Consider the following 13,216-nt stretch of genomic DNA (forward strand, 5'->3'; position numbering starts at 1 on the left):
AGTTTCACGATCCGTCCGGGTAGGTGGCGGCGGCGATCTGCAGGATCTCATCGCGATCGGCCGCCAGGATGAACCCCGATTGGATTGCGCTGTCAAGCGCCGTCGTGAAGCGCTGCAGATAATCGGCGACGCCGCCGGGGTAGAGCCGGCGCAGAGTGGCGGCATCGAAAAATTCACCCGACCCGAAGAGATCGGACATCGCGGTCTCGTCAGTGCCGAAACCCGTTGTACGGGCGACGGGTACGTCGACCCACGGGGTTCGGACGCCGCCCTGCGCGAGCCCGTTCGAATCCAGAACCGGCTGGGGCGGCTGGGTTTCGGTCAACGCAATGCGCGGGGCTTTGGGCGCCGGCTCGCCGGTGCCGACCCATTCGCACAACCTGGCCAGCGCGGCCTGCACGACGTAGTGATGCTGCGGGGCGAAGTTGATCGCGTGCGACAGCTGCTGGCCCATCAGCATATGGGTGGGCGCGTAGGCCGCCACGATTTCGTCCAGCGGCGCGAAACCGGTGTCGATCGGCGCCACTTGGATCGTGTAGTTGTCGGCATGCGCGGTGCCGGGAATCTCCCAGATGCGCAGGTGTTCGCCGTCGGGCTGCCTGGCCAGGTAGTAGCCCGTCTCGGGTCCACCGACAAGGTCGGTTTCGGTGATGACGGTTATGAGTGGAACCCCGAGGTCGGGGCGGAAGGCCACCGCCTGAGGCATCCGGGGTTGCTCGGTGTCGAAGATCGAGGTGCCGTCCAGCGGCGCGGCGGGGGCGAATCGGGAATGGATCAAGAAGCCGTCGTACGCCCGGGCGAGCGGGTCTATGGCGTTGACGTAGGTGGTCAGGAAGAAAGCGGACTGCGACTCTCCCAGCGCCACAACATGTTCGGGAGCCAACCCGCGCAGTACGTCGTTGCGTCCGCGGACCAGCGCAGCGATGTGCGAATACATGTCATAGGAGAACGCGTCGCCCGGGTGGTGCAGGGGCGCATACCGTGTCGGGTCTTGGGTTTTCAGTGACATGTCGAAGCCGCCCCGGGTCACACCGCCCTGGATGCCCACCTGCTGGGCCGAGACAGCGACGTAGGCGTAGCCGGAGCGAACGATTTCGCGGTGGGCCATGAACCACACCGCTGGAGCGTCGATGCCGCCGCTGACGTTGAGCCACTCGACCAGCACTGTGCCGTTGAACGTCGCCGGGTCGGCGGGGGTGAGCACCACGATCCGCGTCGTGTAATCCGCTGTCGCCAACGGCGTTACGCTCCACCGCCCGCCGGGCCGCAACTTCGCAGCGGGGCGATACGACGACGCGGTGCCGGAAACGAAGAACTCCTCGGCGATATAACCCAGCTCGGCGATGTCGAACCGGCCCAACAGCACGTTGGGTTTTCCCGGGGCCGGCGTGACGATAGTCATGTTGTCCTAGCGGCGCCGCTGGCGCACTTTGTAGGTGGAAGGCCACGACAGCCGAGACTCGTCGCCCGTCAGCGGCTCTCCCTTGGCGCCGACCTTGACCTCGTAGGCCACCTGGCCTGGACCGACTTCGCGGTTGGCGTGTTCTTGGGCCAGGTAGTACAGCTCGTCGATGGTGGCTTCGCTGTAGGCCACGAACGAGGTTTTGCGGACGACGTCGTCTGCCCCGGCGGTCATCCTGTCGAGCAAGATTCGCGACGCGAGCACCGCCAGGCCCAGCAGCGCGAACGGGATCAGCCAGTAGCCGAGGAACGACAGCGGTGTCTTGCGCTCGAGGATCGATGCGTCGGCATCCATAATCGGCGGGATCGACGACGACACCGTCATGGCGGCGAACACGGCGACCCAGAACCAGGTCAACAGCGTGGTCACCCGGGCGAACAAATCGGTGTTGGCCAATCGAGTGGTCAGGTCGGCCCCGGCGAATTCCCGCATGAACGGCTTGCCGATCACCACGCTGCTCAGCGCCACCAGGACGATCCCGGCATTGCTCAGCGGCAGGATCCACCGCTCCAAGAACACTTGGCCCAGGATCAACGTCAGAACAGTCAGCACCAAAAACGTTGCCACTGCGCCCAATTGGAGTACGCCGCGCCTGACCACCAGCGCGGCGACCGCGATCGCCAGCGCCACCAGCACGGCAACGGTGAAAGGAATGTTGCCGACAAGCACCCAATAGAGGACCCACGGCGCGTACCCGAACAAAATGCCCACGATCGGTCAGTGTATGTAGTGCATTCGGCGCTGCCGGCGCGAACTGGGCTATCAACGACGGCGCGTCGGGATTGTCGCAGGCGGCAACCGCGACTCCACATGCTCTGAAACAAGACCCGCGAGGTGCCTGCAGGCGGGCACCTTCTTTCGCTGCCGCGCTGTTTTCATGACTAGTCGTTCGCCCAGATGTCGGCGAGCATGCTGGCGCGGGGGAGCAGCGACAGGGACGACGGGCCGGCCGTCCAGTCGCCCCAGTTGCTGTTGTCAAGCAGGTCGAGTCCCTCCATAGTGTTGGCCTGCTGGGCGATCGCAAGCCTTACGTCAGATTCGGTGACGGCTTGACCGTCGCGCTGCCAGCCCCACCCGAGTAACTCATGCACCCGCGTGGCTAGTTCGGCAAGCGGCAGGGGGCCATGCGCAGCCAGGGCGCCGATGGTCAGCTCGATGATCTCAGTGCCAAAAGTATTGGGCTCGAACGCAGAACGTAGTCGGCGCACCACGGCCAGGTCATCGCTGGCGGCCCGGGTCGGGGCGAGCACACCATGGCGCAGCCGCAGCAGCCTGACGTGGCGCAGCAGATGATGCAGCATCACCAGCGGCCACAGGTCGTCCTCGGTGGCGGCGGGACTTCCCAGCGGATGCCAGCCTGGGCGGTGCTGCTGCATGGCCCGCACCACGTTTCGGGGCAGCCGCCCGCCCGGAGTGAGCTTGACCCCGTCGGCAACGAGGTCGAAGAGTAACCGCACACTGTCGGGCACCTCGCCGACGACTCGGCGCACCCTTTGATCAGTCGCGGCACGGTCGAACGGACGTAGCCGGTTGCCGACCCAGCTGCGCATGCGCTCGTGGTCGGGGTGACTGGCGTCGGCGAGCGTGTCGAGCAGTTCGGCATACCCGCCTGGCCCGCCGCAGTCCTCGGGCGGGCAGGCGCCGTAGCCGTCCACGCAGCCCGGTGCCGAGTCCCCTGGCCCGAGCACCTCGATGGCATGGGTCCAGCCGTCGCCGAAGTCGTAGAGATACTCAAACTGGGCGCCGAGATCGGCCAGCAGAGCGCCCTCCTCATTACGCTGATCTTCTGGCCACACGTCTTGGCCCGGAATCTCCATGCCGTAAGTGGCCTCAGCCGTGACGAACTGGTGCAGATGGGAATCGGTCCAGCCGATCGCAGCCTGCAGCAGATCATGGAGCTCGGGCAAGGTCGCCGAGGCGGGCACGTCGATCACCCGGGCCACCGCAGGCTCGACGTCGCACATCACTATCCGCAAGCGAGTGGTCTTCATCGTGGTGGATGGGCATCGACGAACCGCGGTGCGGCGCAACACTTCTTATATTTGCGCCCGGACCCGCACCAGCATGGATCATTGCGGCTCGGCGGCCAGGGGGTCACGCCGGGGTCGCCCTGCGCGGTCAGGTGCGCGGCATACTCGGCGCGGGCCTCTGCCGAATCAGGTCGTTGGCCCTGCTCGGCGCACCACGCGGTAAACGGCTCCACCCGCACCGGCGCGACCGCCAGCCCCGGGAAGCCGGCCTCAGCAAACTCGACCAACTTTTGTTGCAGCGCACGGCAATACAGCGCATGCGGCAACGGCCCGTCGGGTCCGGTCACCAGATCGCTTGCGGCGAACTCCGGCCACAGCTGTAGCGCATGCTCGTAGTCGCCGGCCGGCAGCCACGCCAACGCCGTCGCGCCCAGCGATCCAGCGGATTCCGCCGCAGGTTCTTCATCACGCCACAACCGCGTCACCGGACCAACTCCTGCTCGTCGAGGAACGCCGTCGCCTGCTCCTGCAGCGTGTCGGCGGGTCGCCCCAGCGTGTCCAGGCTTTCCTGGCGCAGGCCGGTGAGCTGACCGACCAGCCGCTGGGGATGCCACAACCCATGGCCCGCATCTTCCCGCATCGCGACGACGTGTACCAGCGTGATCGGTCAGTGTATGTAGCCGCAGTCATCGCCGCCGGCGCGCGCTCCAGAAGTCCACTCCGCAGCCGGCTGAGCTGTCTCGTATCGTCGGAGGGTGCTGATCGGCTTGCTGCTGGCTCTGGGCTGCTCGGTGTGTTACGGCGCCGCGACGGTATTGCAAGCCGTGGCGACGCGATCGGTGGAAGCCGGCAGCGGCTCGGGTGTCGACGCGGCGTTGCTGTTGCGCGCGGTCCGGCAGTGGCGCTATGTCGCGGGCTTTGCCCTTGACACGCTGGGTTTTCTGTGCCAGGTGGTCGCGCTGCGGTTGGTGCCGATCTACGTGGTCGGCGCGGCGCTGGCCGCCTCGCTGGCAGTCACCGCGATCGTGGCCGCCTGGGTGCTGTCGGCGCGGCTGTCATCGGTCGAGTGGACGGCGGTGGCCGTGGTCTGTGTGGGCCTCGGCATGCTCGGGCTGGCCGCCGGACCGGAGGGTTCCGGGCATGGCCCGGCTGGACTTGACTGGGCGTTGTTGGGCGTGGTCGGCGCGGTATTCGTCGCCGGCGCAGCCGCAGGCCGATTGGGCGAGCGGCCGCGCGCACTGTTTCTGGGGCTCGGCGCCGGGGGCGGTTTCGGTGTCGTCGAGATCGGCGTGCGCCTGGTCGATCCGATCGATCCCACCAACGCCAGCTTCTACACCAACCCGGCGGTCTACGCGGTGATCGCGGGCGGGGCCGCGGGGTTTCTGCTGCTGACATCTGCCTTGAGCCGCGGATCGGTGACCACGGCCGTCGCTGGGATGGTCATCGGTGAGACGGTCCCGCCGGCGCTGGTCGGCGTGCTGTGGCTCGGTGATCGCACCCGCGAAGGCCTGGGCTGGATGGTCGTCGCGGGATTCGCGATAGCAGTGGCCGGAGCGCTGGTACTAGCCCGATTCGGTGAAGCACCGGAGTCCGAAGCCGCGACGATTACGTCATCCGCACACTGACTTCTCGCGACGGCCATGCATCCGCGCGTCGCGAAAACCCACCGAACAGGACGGCGATGCAGTAAGAGACAGCTATGCCGTTACGAAGGCCGCTGATCGCTTTCGTAGCGGCGGCGCTTGTCGGCGGGATGGTGGCCGGTGCTCCGGTGGCGGCGAAGGCCGAGGAGCCCGCGTTCGTGACGAACCCGGCCGGGCACGTCGACACGCTCATCGGCACCGGGTCGAGCGAGGAGGGCGGGGAAATCAACAACTTCCCCGGCGCCTCGGTGCCGTTCGGGATGGTGCAGTACTCGCCGGACACCACCGACACCTACGCGGGCTACGACCACGACAATGAGCGCTCGACCGGGTTTTCCATGACCCACGCCTCGGTGGGCTGCAACGCGTTCGGCGACATCCCGATGCTGCCGACCACCACGCCGATCGGCGAGCAGCCCTGGTGGGCCTGGGAGAGGATCGCCCACGACGACACCGAGGTGGGCGTGCCGGGCTACTACACGGTGCGGTTTCCCGACACCGGGGTGACGGCGGAGCTGACCGCCACCACCCGCACCGGCGTGGGGCGGTTCCGGTATCCGAGCGACGGTCGGCCGGCGCTTTTTCACGTGCGCACCGGCGGGTCGCTGGCGGGCAACTCCGCGGCGAGCATCCGGATCGGCGAGGACAACACGACGATCACCGGGTCGGCGACCACCGGCGACTTCTGCGGCAAGAACAACACCTACACCGTGTATTTCGCGATGACGTTCAGCCGGCCGTTCACCTCGTTCGGCACCTACGACGGCGACTCGGTGTTTCCCGGGGCGCGCAGCGCGGATTCGCGGTGGAGCGGGGGATGGGTGGAGTTTCCGCCTGGTTCGGTGCTGCAGGTGCGGACCGCGCTGTCGTACGTGAGTGTCGACGGAGCGAGGGCGAATCTGGCCGCCGAGGGCGGCGGGAGCTTCGACGACGTGCGCGCGGCTGCGTCGAGCCAATGGAACGCCGCGCTGTCCCGGATCTCGGTGGCCGGGGGCAACAGTGACGACGTGAAGACGTTCTACACCGCGCTCTACCATTCGTTGTTGCATCCCAACATGTTTGACGATTCGGACGGGCGCTATCTCGGGTTCGACGGCGTGGTGCGCACGGTGGCGCGCGGGCACACGCAGTACGCGAACTTCTCGGACTGGGATACCTATCGCTGCCTGGCAGCGTTGCAGGCGCTGCTGTTCCCGGAGCGGGCCAGCGATATGGCGCAATCGTTGGTGACCGACGCCAGGCAGAGCGGGTCGTTGCCGCGGTGGGCGCTGGCGAATTCGGCGACGGGCGAGATGAGCGGAGACAGCGTGGTGCCGCTTCTTGTCAACTTGTACACGTTCGGGGCCAAAGACTTTGACGTCAAAGCGGCCCTGTACTTCATGCTGAAGGCGGCGACTGACGGCGGTGCGGGGCGGGGCGATTACATGGAGCGGCCGGGAATCGCTACCTATTTGGAGCACGGCTATGCGCCGCAGACCGAGGAGTTCCGCGCCGATCATGGGATCGACGGGGCCTCGATCACCCTGGAGTGGTCGGTCGACGACTTCGCCATCTCGCGATTCGCTGATGCGTTGGGCGAGCCTGTGGTTGGCGCGGAATTTCAGAACAGGGCGCAGTACTGGCACAACGTGTTCAACCCGTTGACCCGTTTGATCACGCCGCGCAGCGCCGATGGTGTTTTCCTTCCGTGGCCTGGATCATCGGGACCGACTTCAGATTTCGGACAAGACGGGTTCGAGGAAGGCAATGCGGCGCAATACACGTGGATGGTGCCGCAGAACGTCGCCGGCCTAGTGGGCGCGCTGGGCGGACGCGACGCGGCGGCCCAGCGGCTGGACAGCTTTACGACGGAGCTGAATGCGGGGCCGGACGACCCGTATATGTGGATTGGCAATGAGCCGAGCTTTGCGGTGCCGTGGCTGTACAACTACGTCGGGCAGCCGTGGAAGACGCAGGAGACGGTGGATCGGGTGCGCAAGGAGCTTTTCGGGCCGACGCCTGACGGGGAGCCGGGCAACGACGACCTCGGCGCGATGTCGAGCTGGTACGTGTGGGCGGCGCTTGGCCTATACCCGATCACGCCGGGGACTGCGGTCCTCACGGTGAATACGCCGCTCTTCGATCGCGCCGAAATCGCGCTCCCCACAGGGAAATTCATTCGGATATCGGCGTCGGGAGCATCGAACGGGCTGAAACACATTAGCGGCCTCAACATCGACGGCCGGCCCACCGATCAGACCTATCTTCCAGAGTCGATCATCGGCACCGGCGGCGATGTGGCGTTCTCGCTGTCCACGGTTCCCAACACAGCGTGGGGCACTGCCGAGTCGTCCGCACCACCGTCGTTCGGTGCGGGCAACTCCGTGCGTGGCTCTTGACGTCTCCATCGTCGGGTACTTACACACTGACTGGTGTATGCTGATGTGTATGCGGACGAACATTGACATCGACGACGACGTCCTGCGGGAGGCGCAGCGCCTGGTCGGGACCCGGACGAAGCGCGACACGGTGAACCTGGCGCTGCGCGAACTTGTCGCCCGGCATCGCCAGATCGGCGTCCTAGACCTACGGGGGAAGGTGCACTGGGACGGCGACCTGGCCGAGAGTCGTCGCGGCCGCTCGTGATCGTCGTCGACACCAGCGTGTGGATCGACGTCCTGAACGACAGCCCCACACCGCATGCCCAGCGTTGCGTTGAGCTCATTGAATCAGGAGAACCTGTCGCGCTCACCGACGTCGTCCTCACCGAAACTCTGCAGGGGCTGCGGTCGGATCGGGAGGCGGCCCTAGTGGAACAGCATCTGCGTGCCTTCCCCATCCTTCGCCTGAAGGATCTTGATGATTTTGTTCTCGCGGCAAAGTTGTATCGCGCGGCGCGGCGCGCCGGCGTGACTATCCGTAAGACTCTCGACTGTTTGATCGCCGCTCCTTGCGTGCGTACCGGTGCTCCGCTTCTGCATGCCGACGAGGACTTCGACCGGCTTGCTAACTGCACACCACTTCGGATCTGGGCAGGCTGACGGCGGGCGTTGCGAATTGGCACTTTGACCAGTACCGGATGGCGCTATCACAGCCTTCAAAGTGATAGCATCAGTATCATGAAGCAGCTGCTACTGCGAATACCTGAAGAGCTGCACCGGCGGCTGGCCGCTCGTGCCGCGCGTGAAATGCGTAGCGTGAACGCGCTGGCGACCGAGATCCTCGACGCCGCGGCCGACGCCGACAGCGGCGACCGGCGAGCCCAATTACGCGCCGCCGCAGCAGCAGCAGGCACGTTGCGCACCGTCGACGCTCGCCCCGTGAGCGCAACCAGGCGACAGCGCATTATCGAGTCGACACGCGGCCTTGGCCCGCAAATTGATCGGTTGCTTGCGCAAGAGCGCGAGCGGTTGTGATCGCCTACCTGGACTCCTCGGTTCTGGCTCGCGCTTACCTTGTCGATGAGGATGGACACCAGCAGGCAATCGCGCTGCTCGGCGACCCAGAGATCGCCACCGTCACGGGGACCTGGACAAGGATCGAAGTTTCGGGCGCATTGGTCCGCGCCGCGCGCGGCGGCCGCGGCGATGAGAAGGGGCTGCTCGCGCTGCTGGACGCGGACCTCACCGGCCCTGTGATCGTCCTCGCCGCGCCACAAGACCAGGTTGAACAGCACGCTCTTGAACTTGTTCGCCGACATGGGCTGCGAGCGATGGATGCGTGGCACTTGGCCGTCGCCGCAATCGTTGTTCCACCGCTGCTGGATCGCGGCGAGCCCAAGGCGTTCGCATCGCGCGACCAGGCCCAACGAAAGGTCGCCGAAGAGCTCGGGTTCATCGCGATCTGATGTTCTCGACCCCTGATCCGATCCTCGGGATGCCAGCTGCACCCGAGCAACTCATGCACCCGCATGGCGAGTTCGGCGAGCGGGAGCCGAGTTGGAAGTATTTGGTTGACGAGGCACAACTGTCGACTACAGGGCTGAAGTACCTATCCGGAACGGTGGCGTCGGTGCTGTCGGGCTGAGCAACCGAAGTTGTCGGTGCCCCGCGTTACCTTTGTGCCAGCTTCATGAGACGCCGTCGCCAAGCTCCGACTGGACGGCGCGCCAACCCCAGGCTCGTGGGTGGCTCGGATGACGAAGCGACCGGCACCGACCGGTGCCGGTAAGAGCGCCTCCAAATGGAGGCTCTGACATCGGGAGGTAGCCATGCCGCGTTTTCGGGACCATTCACCGGCGCAATCTCAGGTCATTCTGCTCGGTGACCATGACACTGTGCGGCACCGCGATGACATGTCCGAACTTGCGGCGCAGCAGGCGTGCGCCATCGCCGAGGACTTCTCGTTCTCCCCGGGAGAGGCAGCGTCGAACGACGATCTGACGCAGGTCGATGCGGTTGTGTCGGCGTTGGGCCGGGCAATTGCGGACCGCATGGACATCTGGCTACCTTTCCCTGGCCCGGATTTCGGACGTGAGCAGCACTGGCGACGGCTGAGTCTGGTGCTGCAGCGTCATGGCCTCAATGTTCGGTTCGGTCGGGAACTCGCGCCGTGCCCGGCCACTGGCGGGTACAGCGAAGTCGACATTGCGCTGCGACGAGAAGTTCAGGCTGTCGACGACCTCGACAATGCGGCTCTCGCGGCTGCGGGAGTCGAAAGCCTTGGGCGGGAAATCGAACTGGCCCTTGTCGCCGCCGTTGCCCCTTCACCGGTCATGGCGGCGGTGCGACGAGTTCCCGCCGGTGCCGGCACCGAGGCCGCTCCGCGAACGGAAAGCGCTTGGCCGCCGGTGCTTCCGGCGCCAACAGCGCCGTGGGCGCAGCGCCAGCCGATGCTGAAGCGCTACGTCCGTTGGTTGGTGCACGACTGCGGCGTCACACAAGTGGCCACCGCGCGAGTTCTGAACTCGGCGGGTCAGCGCACCCCCAAAGGCCGCCGGTGGCGGCCGGCCACGGTGTCCGCGCTACTCAACGGACGCTACGACCACGGGGCCGCGGACGGCAGGGCCTGAACTGGAACCGACGTGTCGGTCCGGTGCGCTAACATTCAGTCAGCTTCACGAGATGCCGTCGCCAAGCTCCGACTGGACGGCACGCCAACCCCACGCTCGTGGGTGGCTCGGATGACGAAGCGGCCGACACCAACAGGTGTTCGGCAAGAGCGCCTCCCGCAGCGGGGGCCTGGCAACAGGAGTACTGCCATGGCCGAGCGGAATCTCAGTGCAGCAGATGCCGCGCTGCGCGCCCGCATTGCCGAGTTGTCCGTGCACATTCCATGCGGCGGCCTACGTGGTCCCGTGGGCGGCAGGTGGCAGTCGTGCCGCCACGAGGATGTGCCCGAGCGGTGGAAGGGTTGCGATGTTTCGCGTGCAAAAGATCTGTGCATCATCTGCTTTCGGGCGACAGCCGGTGGCACGTCGCGCTGGTCGTGGCTTGCCTGCGAGAACTGCCGTCGGGTCAACGCGGTGATCGCAAGTCTTGAACCGGAATATAGCGGCCGTCCATTCGCCCTTGGCCGGCACAGCCTGATGAACGGGATCGGAGTCCGCGGTGGGGCTCCGCCCGAGGTTCAGGAGGAGCAGATCGCCCGGCTGGTGGCGTTTGCTAAGGGCGACGAGCGGCTGCGCGAGTGGCGCACACGGGAGTACCCGCGGCTGGCCAGTCGGTTCGACCCGCTCGCTGACATCCCGCTGCGCATCTGGCAGGCCGAATGGCCACCAAGCCTGCAGGCATCGGTAGACGCCTTGACCCGCCTGCTCGGGCGCGCGCCGGATCCTTCCCTATCCACCAACGCTTAAGGGGACACATATGGAATCGACTGCAGCACAACGCGACCGAGCCTGCGGTGCCCTGCTGGGCACCGCCGCCGGCGACGCTCTGGGCGCTGGCTACGAATTCGCGCGACCGCTTGGTCCCGGTCAGCCCGTCGAGATGATCGGCGGCGGGCTAGGGCCCTTCAAGCCCGGCGAGTGGCGTCCTAGATCGTCGCCCGGCAACACCCACCGAGTGTTGTGCCTCCGCACCGCGGCGATTTCGGCGTGACAGCGGGCGATGGCGGCTACCGGTGCAATCCTCGCGCGCGAGGGCGTACGCGAGAAAGAACAAACCAGTCAAGGCTGCCGCCCCCAGAATCCACCAGAAAACCTTCACGATGATCCTGATAGTCACTCATGCTGCCGATCAGCGGCGCCAATGATTTGACCTTCCTACCCAGGGTTTTGACCAAGCCCCGTCGTTACCCGCTCCCGCCGCACGGACGAGGTCGAGGAGTTGGGCCCGCAGTGGCGGGTAAACTGAGAAACTCAAGGAGGCAGGTCTGAATGTCCGCTTGGGATAATAGCGGCGTGGGAGGTCTTCCTCCGAAACAAGCCCCACCATGGTTTGCCTCTCAGGAACAGTACGAGGCCTTCCTAAAGCTGGTCGCGATGGATCTCGGGGCGCAGTGCATCACCGCAACAAGCATCGACGTTGAACACCTCGATGAGGCCCGCCGTAAAGAGATTCTGGGCGGGTATGCGTTGCTGCCTTCACTGCAGTTGGTCTGCTCTACGTACGCCGCCTTAGACGCGGAAGCGCTGTATTCGCGCGAGGCTGCATTCGAGAAGCGGTTCAGCGACGGCTTAAGCGCGGATCTTGGCGACAAGGTCAAGCAAGCCTTGAGGAAGGGCAGTCGGCTGATGCCGCCGCCGGCACTGAATCAGCTGATCCGTGAAGTGATTGAGTGGTGCACCGACGCTGACCCGAGTGACGGCCTCGATGCCTTGGGGACAGCTGATCTAGTTCACCTTGTGCTGTCCATCAACGGCGATCAGGAGGCTCAGGACCGTCCGGACTTTTTCACGTCCTGGCCGCCCAGTGAGGAGGAACTCGCGAAATACAACGAGGCGATGGCCGTCGATGACAACCTAGTTTTGCAGGAGTTACGGCGCCAGATGCTCTCGGAGTTCGCCCGGATGCAGACCACTGCGACTACCGTGCCCCAGCTCGTTCTGGGTGACACGTATGATACCTGGTTCAAAAGGTGGCCGGAATCGGCGCCACATGACCTCATCGGCGATACGCCTGAGGAAGCATTTCTGAACGCTACGAAAGCGCCTCTGCGCGAAGTAATTCGAATGGGCCTGCTGTTGTGGGATTGCACGAAGGCAGGTGACGTGGCGGTCAGCGCTAGCTCACTGGAGAGTTCACTCGATCCCGCGGCTCTTGGCTTGCTGCAGTCGTCGGCAGCGTTGCCGATCAAGGAGTACCGCAAGCGGCTAGCGAAAGAGCGCGCGAAGGGATTTCTTGCCCACCGGAGATACACCTTCACTGAACGGCCGTTGATCGAGATCGCTGCCGATGAGTACATGGTGCTGCGACCCGCCTGGGTGTTAGATCGGTTTTGCGGCTCGCAGCTGTACTGGCAGACCTTCTTCGATTTCGGCATGGAGAAGACACTTCCCGGTCAGCAGTTCAGTCTGGCGATGAACTACGTGTTCGAGGCTAGCGTCGGCTATTTGCTCCGCCGGGCGATGCGTCGCGGTCGCCCGGCAATCACGCTGATCACTGAAGCCCAAATGCAACAGGCTTGGACGAAGGGCGGTTATACCCCTTCGGTATGTGACTGGGTGCTGGTGTGTGGGAAAACCTGCCTTCTGGTGGAAGCAACCAATCACTGGCTCGATGAGAAGGCGGCGCAGGGATTCTCCGACCCCGAGGATTACCAGGCCGACCTGGAGGACACGTTCGTCAATAAAAAATTCGAGCAGTTGCGATCCACGGTGAAGCTACTGGTCGAACATGGCTGGGAAGGATGCACATTCGACGAAGAGACGGTGTATGTGCCATTGGTGGTGGTGCCCAACGCCGGCATCCCGGCGACTGTGTCCGCGGATGTCGACATCAAGTTGCGTGCGGGACAGCTCGGCGCGAACGTAAGGTCGCCGGGCATCCTTATCTACCACGAATTGCAGGTATTCGAAGGGGTTTGTGAGCACCGGATGCCAAAGGCGTTCGTCGACCTGCTCGAACAGTGGCGGCGTGTGTGTACCACGCCGATGCCGATGCGCCCCCAAACGTTCCTTGATCTGAGATGTCTAGACCGCCCGATGAGCTGCTACGTCAGCACTGCGAAGCGGCTTCTGCTTGAGAAGCTGGGCCCCCCAACCCCAGCAGTGTAGGCGG

At 65.1% G+C, this 13,216-nt stretch carries 15 protein-coding genes, 1 pseudogene and 2 riboswitches; of the genes and pseudogenes, 11 read left to right on the forward strand and 5 right to left on the reverse strand.

The window, feature by feature from the left end; genetic code table 11:
* Positions 1 to 4: 4 nt before the first annotated feature.
* The 5 genes from G6N15_RS11940 to G6N15_RS11960 all read right to left on the reverse strand — a co-directional run bounded on the left by G6N15_RS11940 (position 5) and on the right by G6N15_RS11960 (position 4,072).
* Positions 5 to 1,402, reverse strand: a complete 1,398-nt coding sequence (locus tag G6N15_RS11940) for an alpha/beta hydrolase domain-containing protein (protein WP_083088673.1) — start codon at positions 1,400 to 1,402, stop codon at positions 5 to 7.
* Positions 1,403 to 1,408: 6 nt separating this feature from the next.
* Positions 1,409 to 2,173, reverse strand: a complete 765-nt coding sequence (locus G6N15_RS11945; protein ID WP_083088674.1) for a hypothetical protein — start codon at positions 2,171 to 2,173, stop codon at positions 1,409 to 1,411.
* A 170-nt stretch (positions 2,174 to 2,343) separates the two neighbouring features.
* Positions 2,344 to 3,453 (reverse strand): plasmid pRiA4b ORF-3 family protein, encoded by a 1,110-nt coding sequence (locus tag G6N15_RS11950; RefSeq protein WP_083088675.1) that lies wholly within the window; start codon positions 3,451 to 3,453, stop codon positions 2,344 to 2,346.
* Positions 3,450 to 3,917 (reverse strand): SEC-C metal-binding domain-containing protein, encoded by a 468-nt coding sequence (locus G6N15_RS11955; RefSeq protein WP_083088676.1) that lies wholly within the window; start codon positions 3,915 to 3,917, stop codon positions 3,450 to 3,452. Before G6N15_RS11955 ends, G6N15_RS11950 begins: the two co-directional genes overlap by 4 nt.
* Complete coding sequence (locus tag G6N15_RS11960; RefSeq protein WP_163748051.1) at positions 3,914 to 4,072, reverse strand: hypothetical protein; 159 nt, start codon at positions 4,070 to 4,072, stop codon at positions 3,914 to 3,916. The genes G6N15_RS11955 and G6N15_RS11960 overlap by 4 nt, the downstream gene beginning before the upstream one ends.
* A 115-nt stretch (positions 4,073 to 4,187) precedes the next feature.
* Between G6N15_RS11960 and G6N15_RS11965 the strand changes: the two genes are divergently transcribed.
* The 11 genes and pseudogenes from G6N15_RS11965 (at position 4,188) to G6N15_RS12015 (ending at position 13,212) form a co-directional block, all read left to right on the forward strand.
* Positions 4,188 to 5,057 carry a DMT family protein gene (locus tag G6N15_RS11965; RefSeq protein WP_179961742.1) on the forward strand — a complete coding sequence of 290 codons (870 nt, stop codon included), beginning with the start codon at positions 4,188 to 4,190 and terminating at the stop codon, positions 5,055 to 5,057.
* 74 nt (positions 5,058 to 5,131) lie between these two features.
* Positions 5,132 to 7,438: pseudogene (locus G6N15_RS11970) on the forward strand (GH92 family glycosyl hydrolase); the annotation flags it as partial.
* A gap of 64 nt (positions 7,439 to 7,502) precedes the next feature.
* The gene (locus tag G6N15_RS11975; RefSeq protein WP_083049906.1) at positions 7,503 to 7,700 is read left to right on the forward strand and encodes a type II toxin-antitoxin system VapB family antitoxin; all 198 of its coding nucleotides are present in this window, start codon (positions 7,503 to 7,505) and stop codon (positions 7,698 to 7,700) included.
* Positions 7,697 to 8,095 (forward strand): type II toxin-antitoxin system VapC family toxin, encoded by a 399-nt coding sequence (vapC, locus tag G6N15_RS11980; RefSeq protein WP_163748053.1) that lies wholly within the window; start codon positions 7,697 to 7,699, stop codon positions 8,093 to 8,095. Before G6N15_RS11975 ends, vapC begins: the two co-directional genes overlap by 4 nt.
* A gap of 78 nt (positions 8,096 to 8,173) precedes the next feature.
* Positions 8,174 to 8,470, forward strand: a complete 297-nt coding sequence (locus tag G6N15_RS11985; RefSeq protein WP_083088678.1) for a toxin-antitoxin system HicB family antitoxin — start codon at positions 8,174 to 8,176, stop codon at positions 8,468 to 8,470.
* On the forward strand, positions 8,467 to 8,901 hold the full coding sequence (locus G6N15_RS11990; RefSeq protein ID WP_083088679.1) for a type II toxin-antitoxin system VapC family toxin: 435 nt from the start codon (positions 8,467 to 8,469) through the stop codon (positions 8,899 to 8,901). Before G6N15_RS11985 ends, G6N15_RS11990 begins: the two co-directional genes overlap by 4 nt.
* A complete protein-coding gene (locus tag G6N15_RS11995; protein WP_083088680.1) occupies positions 8,901 to 9,080 on the forward strand; it encodes a hypothetical protein in 180 nt (59 codons plus the stop codon). The genes G6N15_RS11990 and G6N15_RS11995 overlap by 1 nt, the downstream gene beginning before the upstream one ends.
* A gap of 41 nt (positions 9,081 to 9,121) precedes the next feature.
* Positions 9,122 to 9,233, forward strand: a riboswitch (SAM riboswitch).
* 31 nt (positions 9,234 to 9,264) lie between these two features.
* Positions 9,265 to 10,065, forward strand: a complete 801-nt coding sequence (locus G6N15_RS12000) for a hypothetical protein (RefSeq protein ID WP_083088681.1) — start codon at positions 9,265 to 9,267, stop codon at positions 10,063 to 10,065.
* A gap of 43 nt (positions 10,066 to 10,108) precedes the next feature.
* Positions 10,109 to 10,221, forward strand: a riboswitch (SAM riboswitch).
* Between the two features lie 33 nt (positions 10,222 to 10,254).
* The gene (locus tag G6N15_RS12005; RefSeq protein WP_083088682.1) at positions 10,255 to 10,851 is read left to right on the forward strand and encodes a hypothetical protein; all 597 of its coding nucleotides are present in this window, start codon (positions 10,255 to 10,257) and stop codon (positions 10,849 to 10,851) included.
* 10 nt (positions 10,852 to 10,861) lie between these two features.
* Positions 10,862 to 11,095, forward strand: a complete 234-nt coding sequence (locus G6N15_RS12010; RefSeq protein WP_372506551.1) for a hypothetical protein — start codon at positions 10,862 to 10,864, stop codon at positions 11,093 to 11,095.
* A gap of 278 nt (positions 11,096 to 11,373) precedes the next feature.
* Positions 11,374 to 13,212 carry a hypothetical protein gene (locus tag G6N15_RS12015; protein ID WP_083088683.1) on the forward strand — a complete coding sequence of 613 codons (1,839 nt, stop codon included), beginning with the start codon at positions 11,374 to 11,376 and terminating at the stop codon, positions 13,210 to 13,212.
* Positions 13,213 to 13,216: the final 4 nt, after the last annotated feature.

This window comes from Mycobacterium noviomagense (genome assembly GCF_010731635.1).
Lineage (GTDB): Bacteria > Actinomycetota > Actinomycetes > Mycobacteriales > Mycobacteriaceae > Mycobacterium > Mycobacterium noviomagense.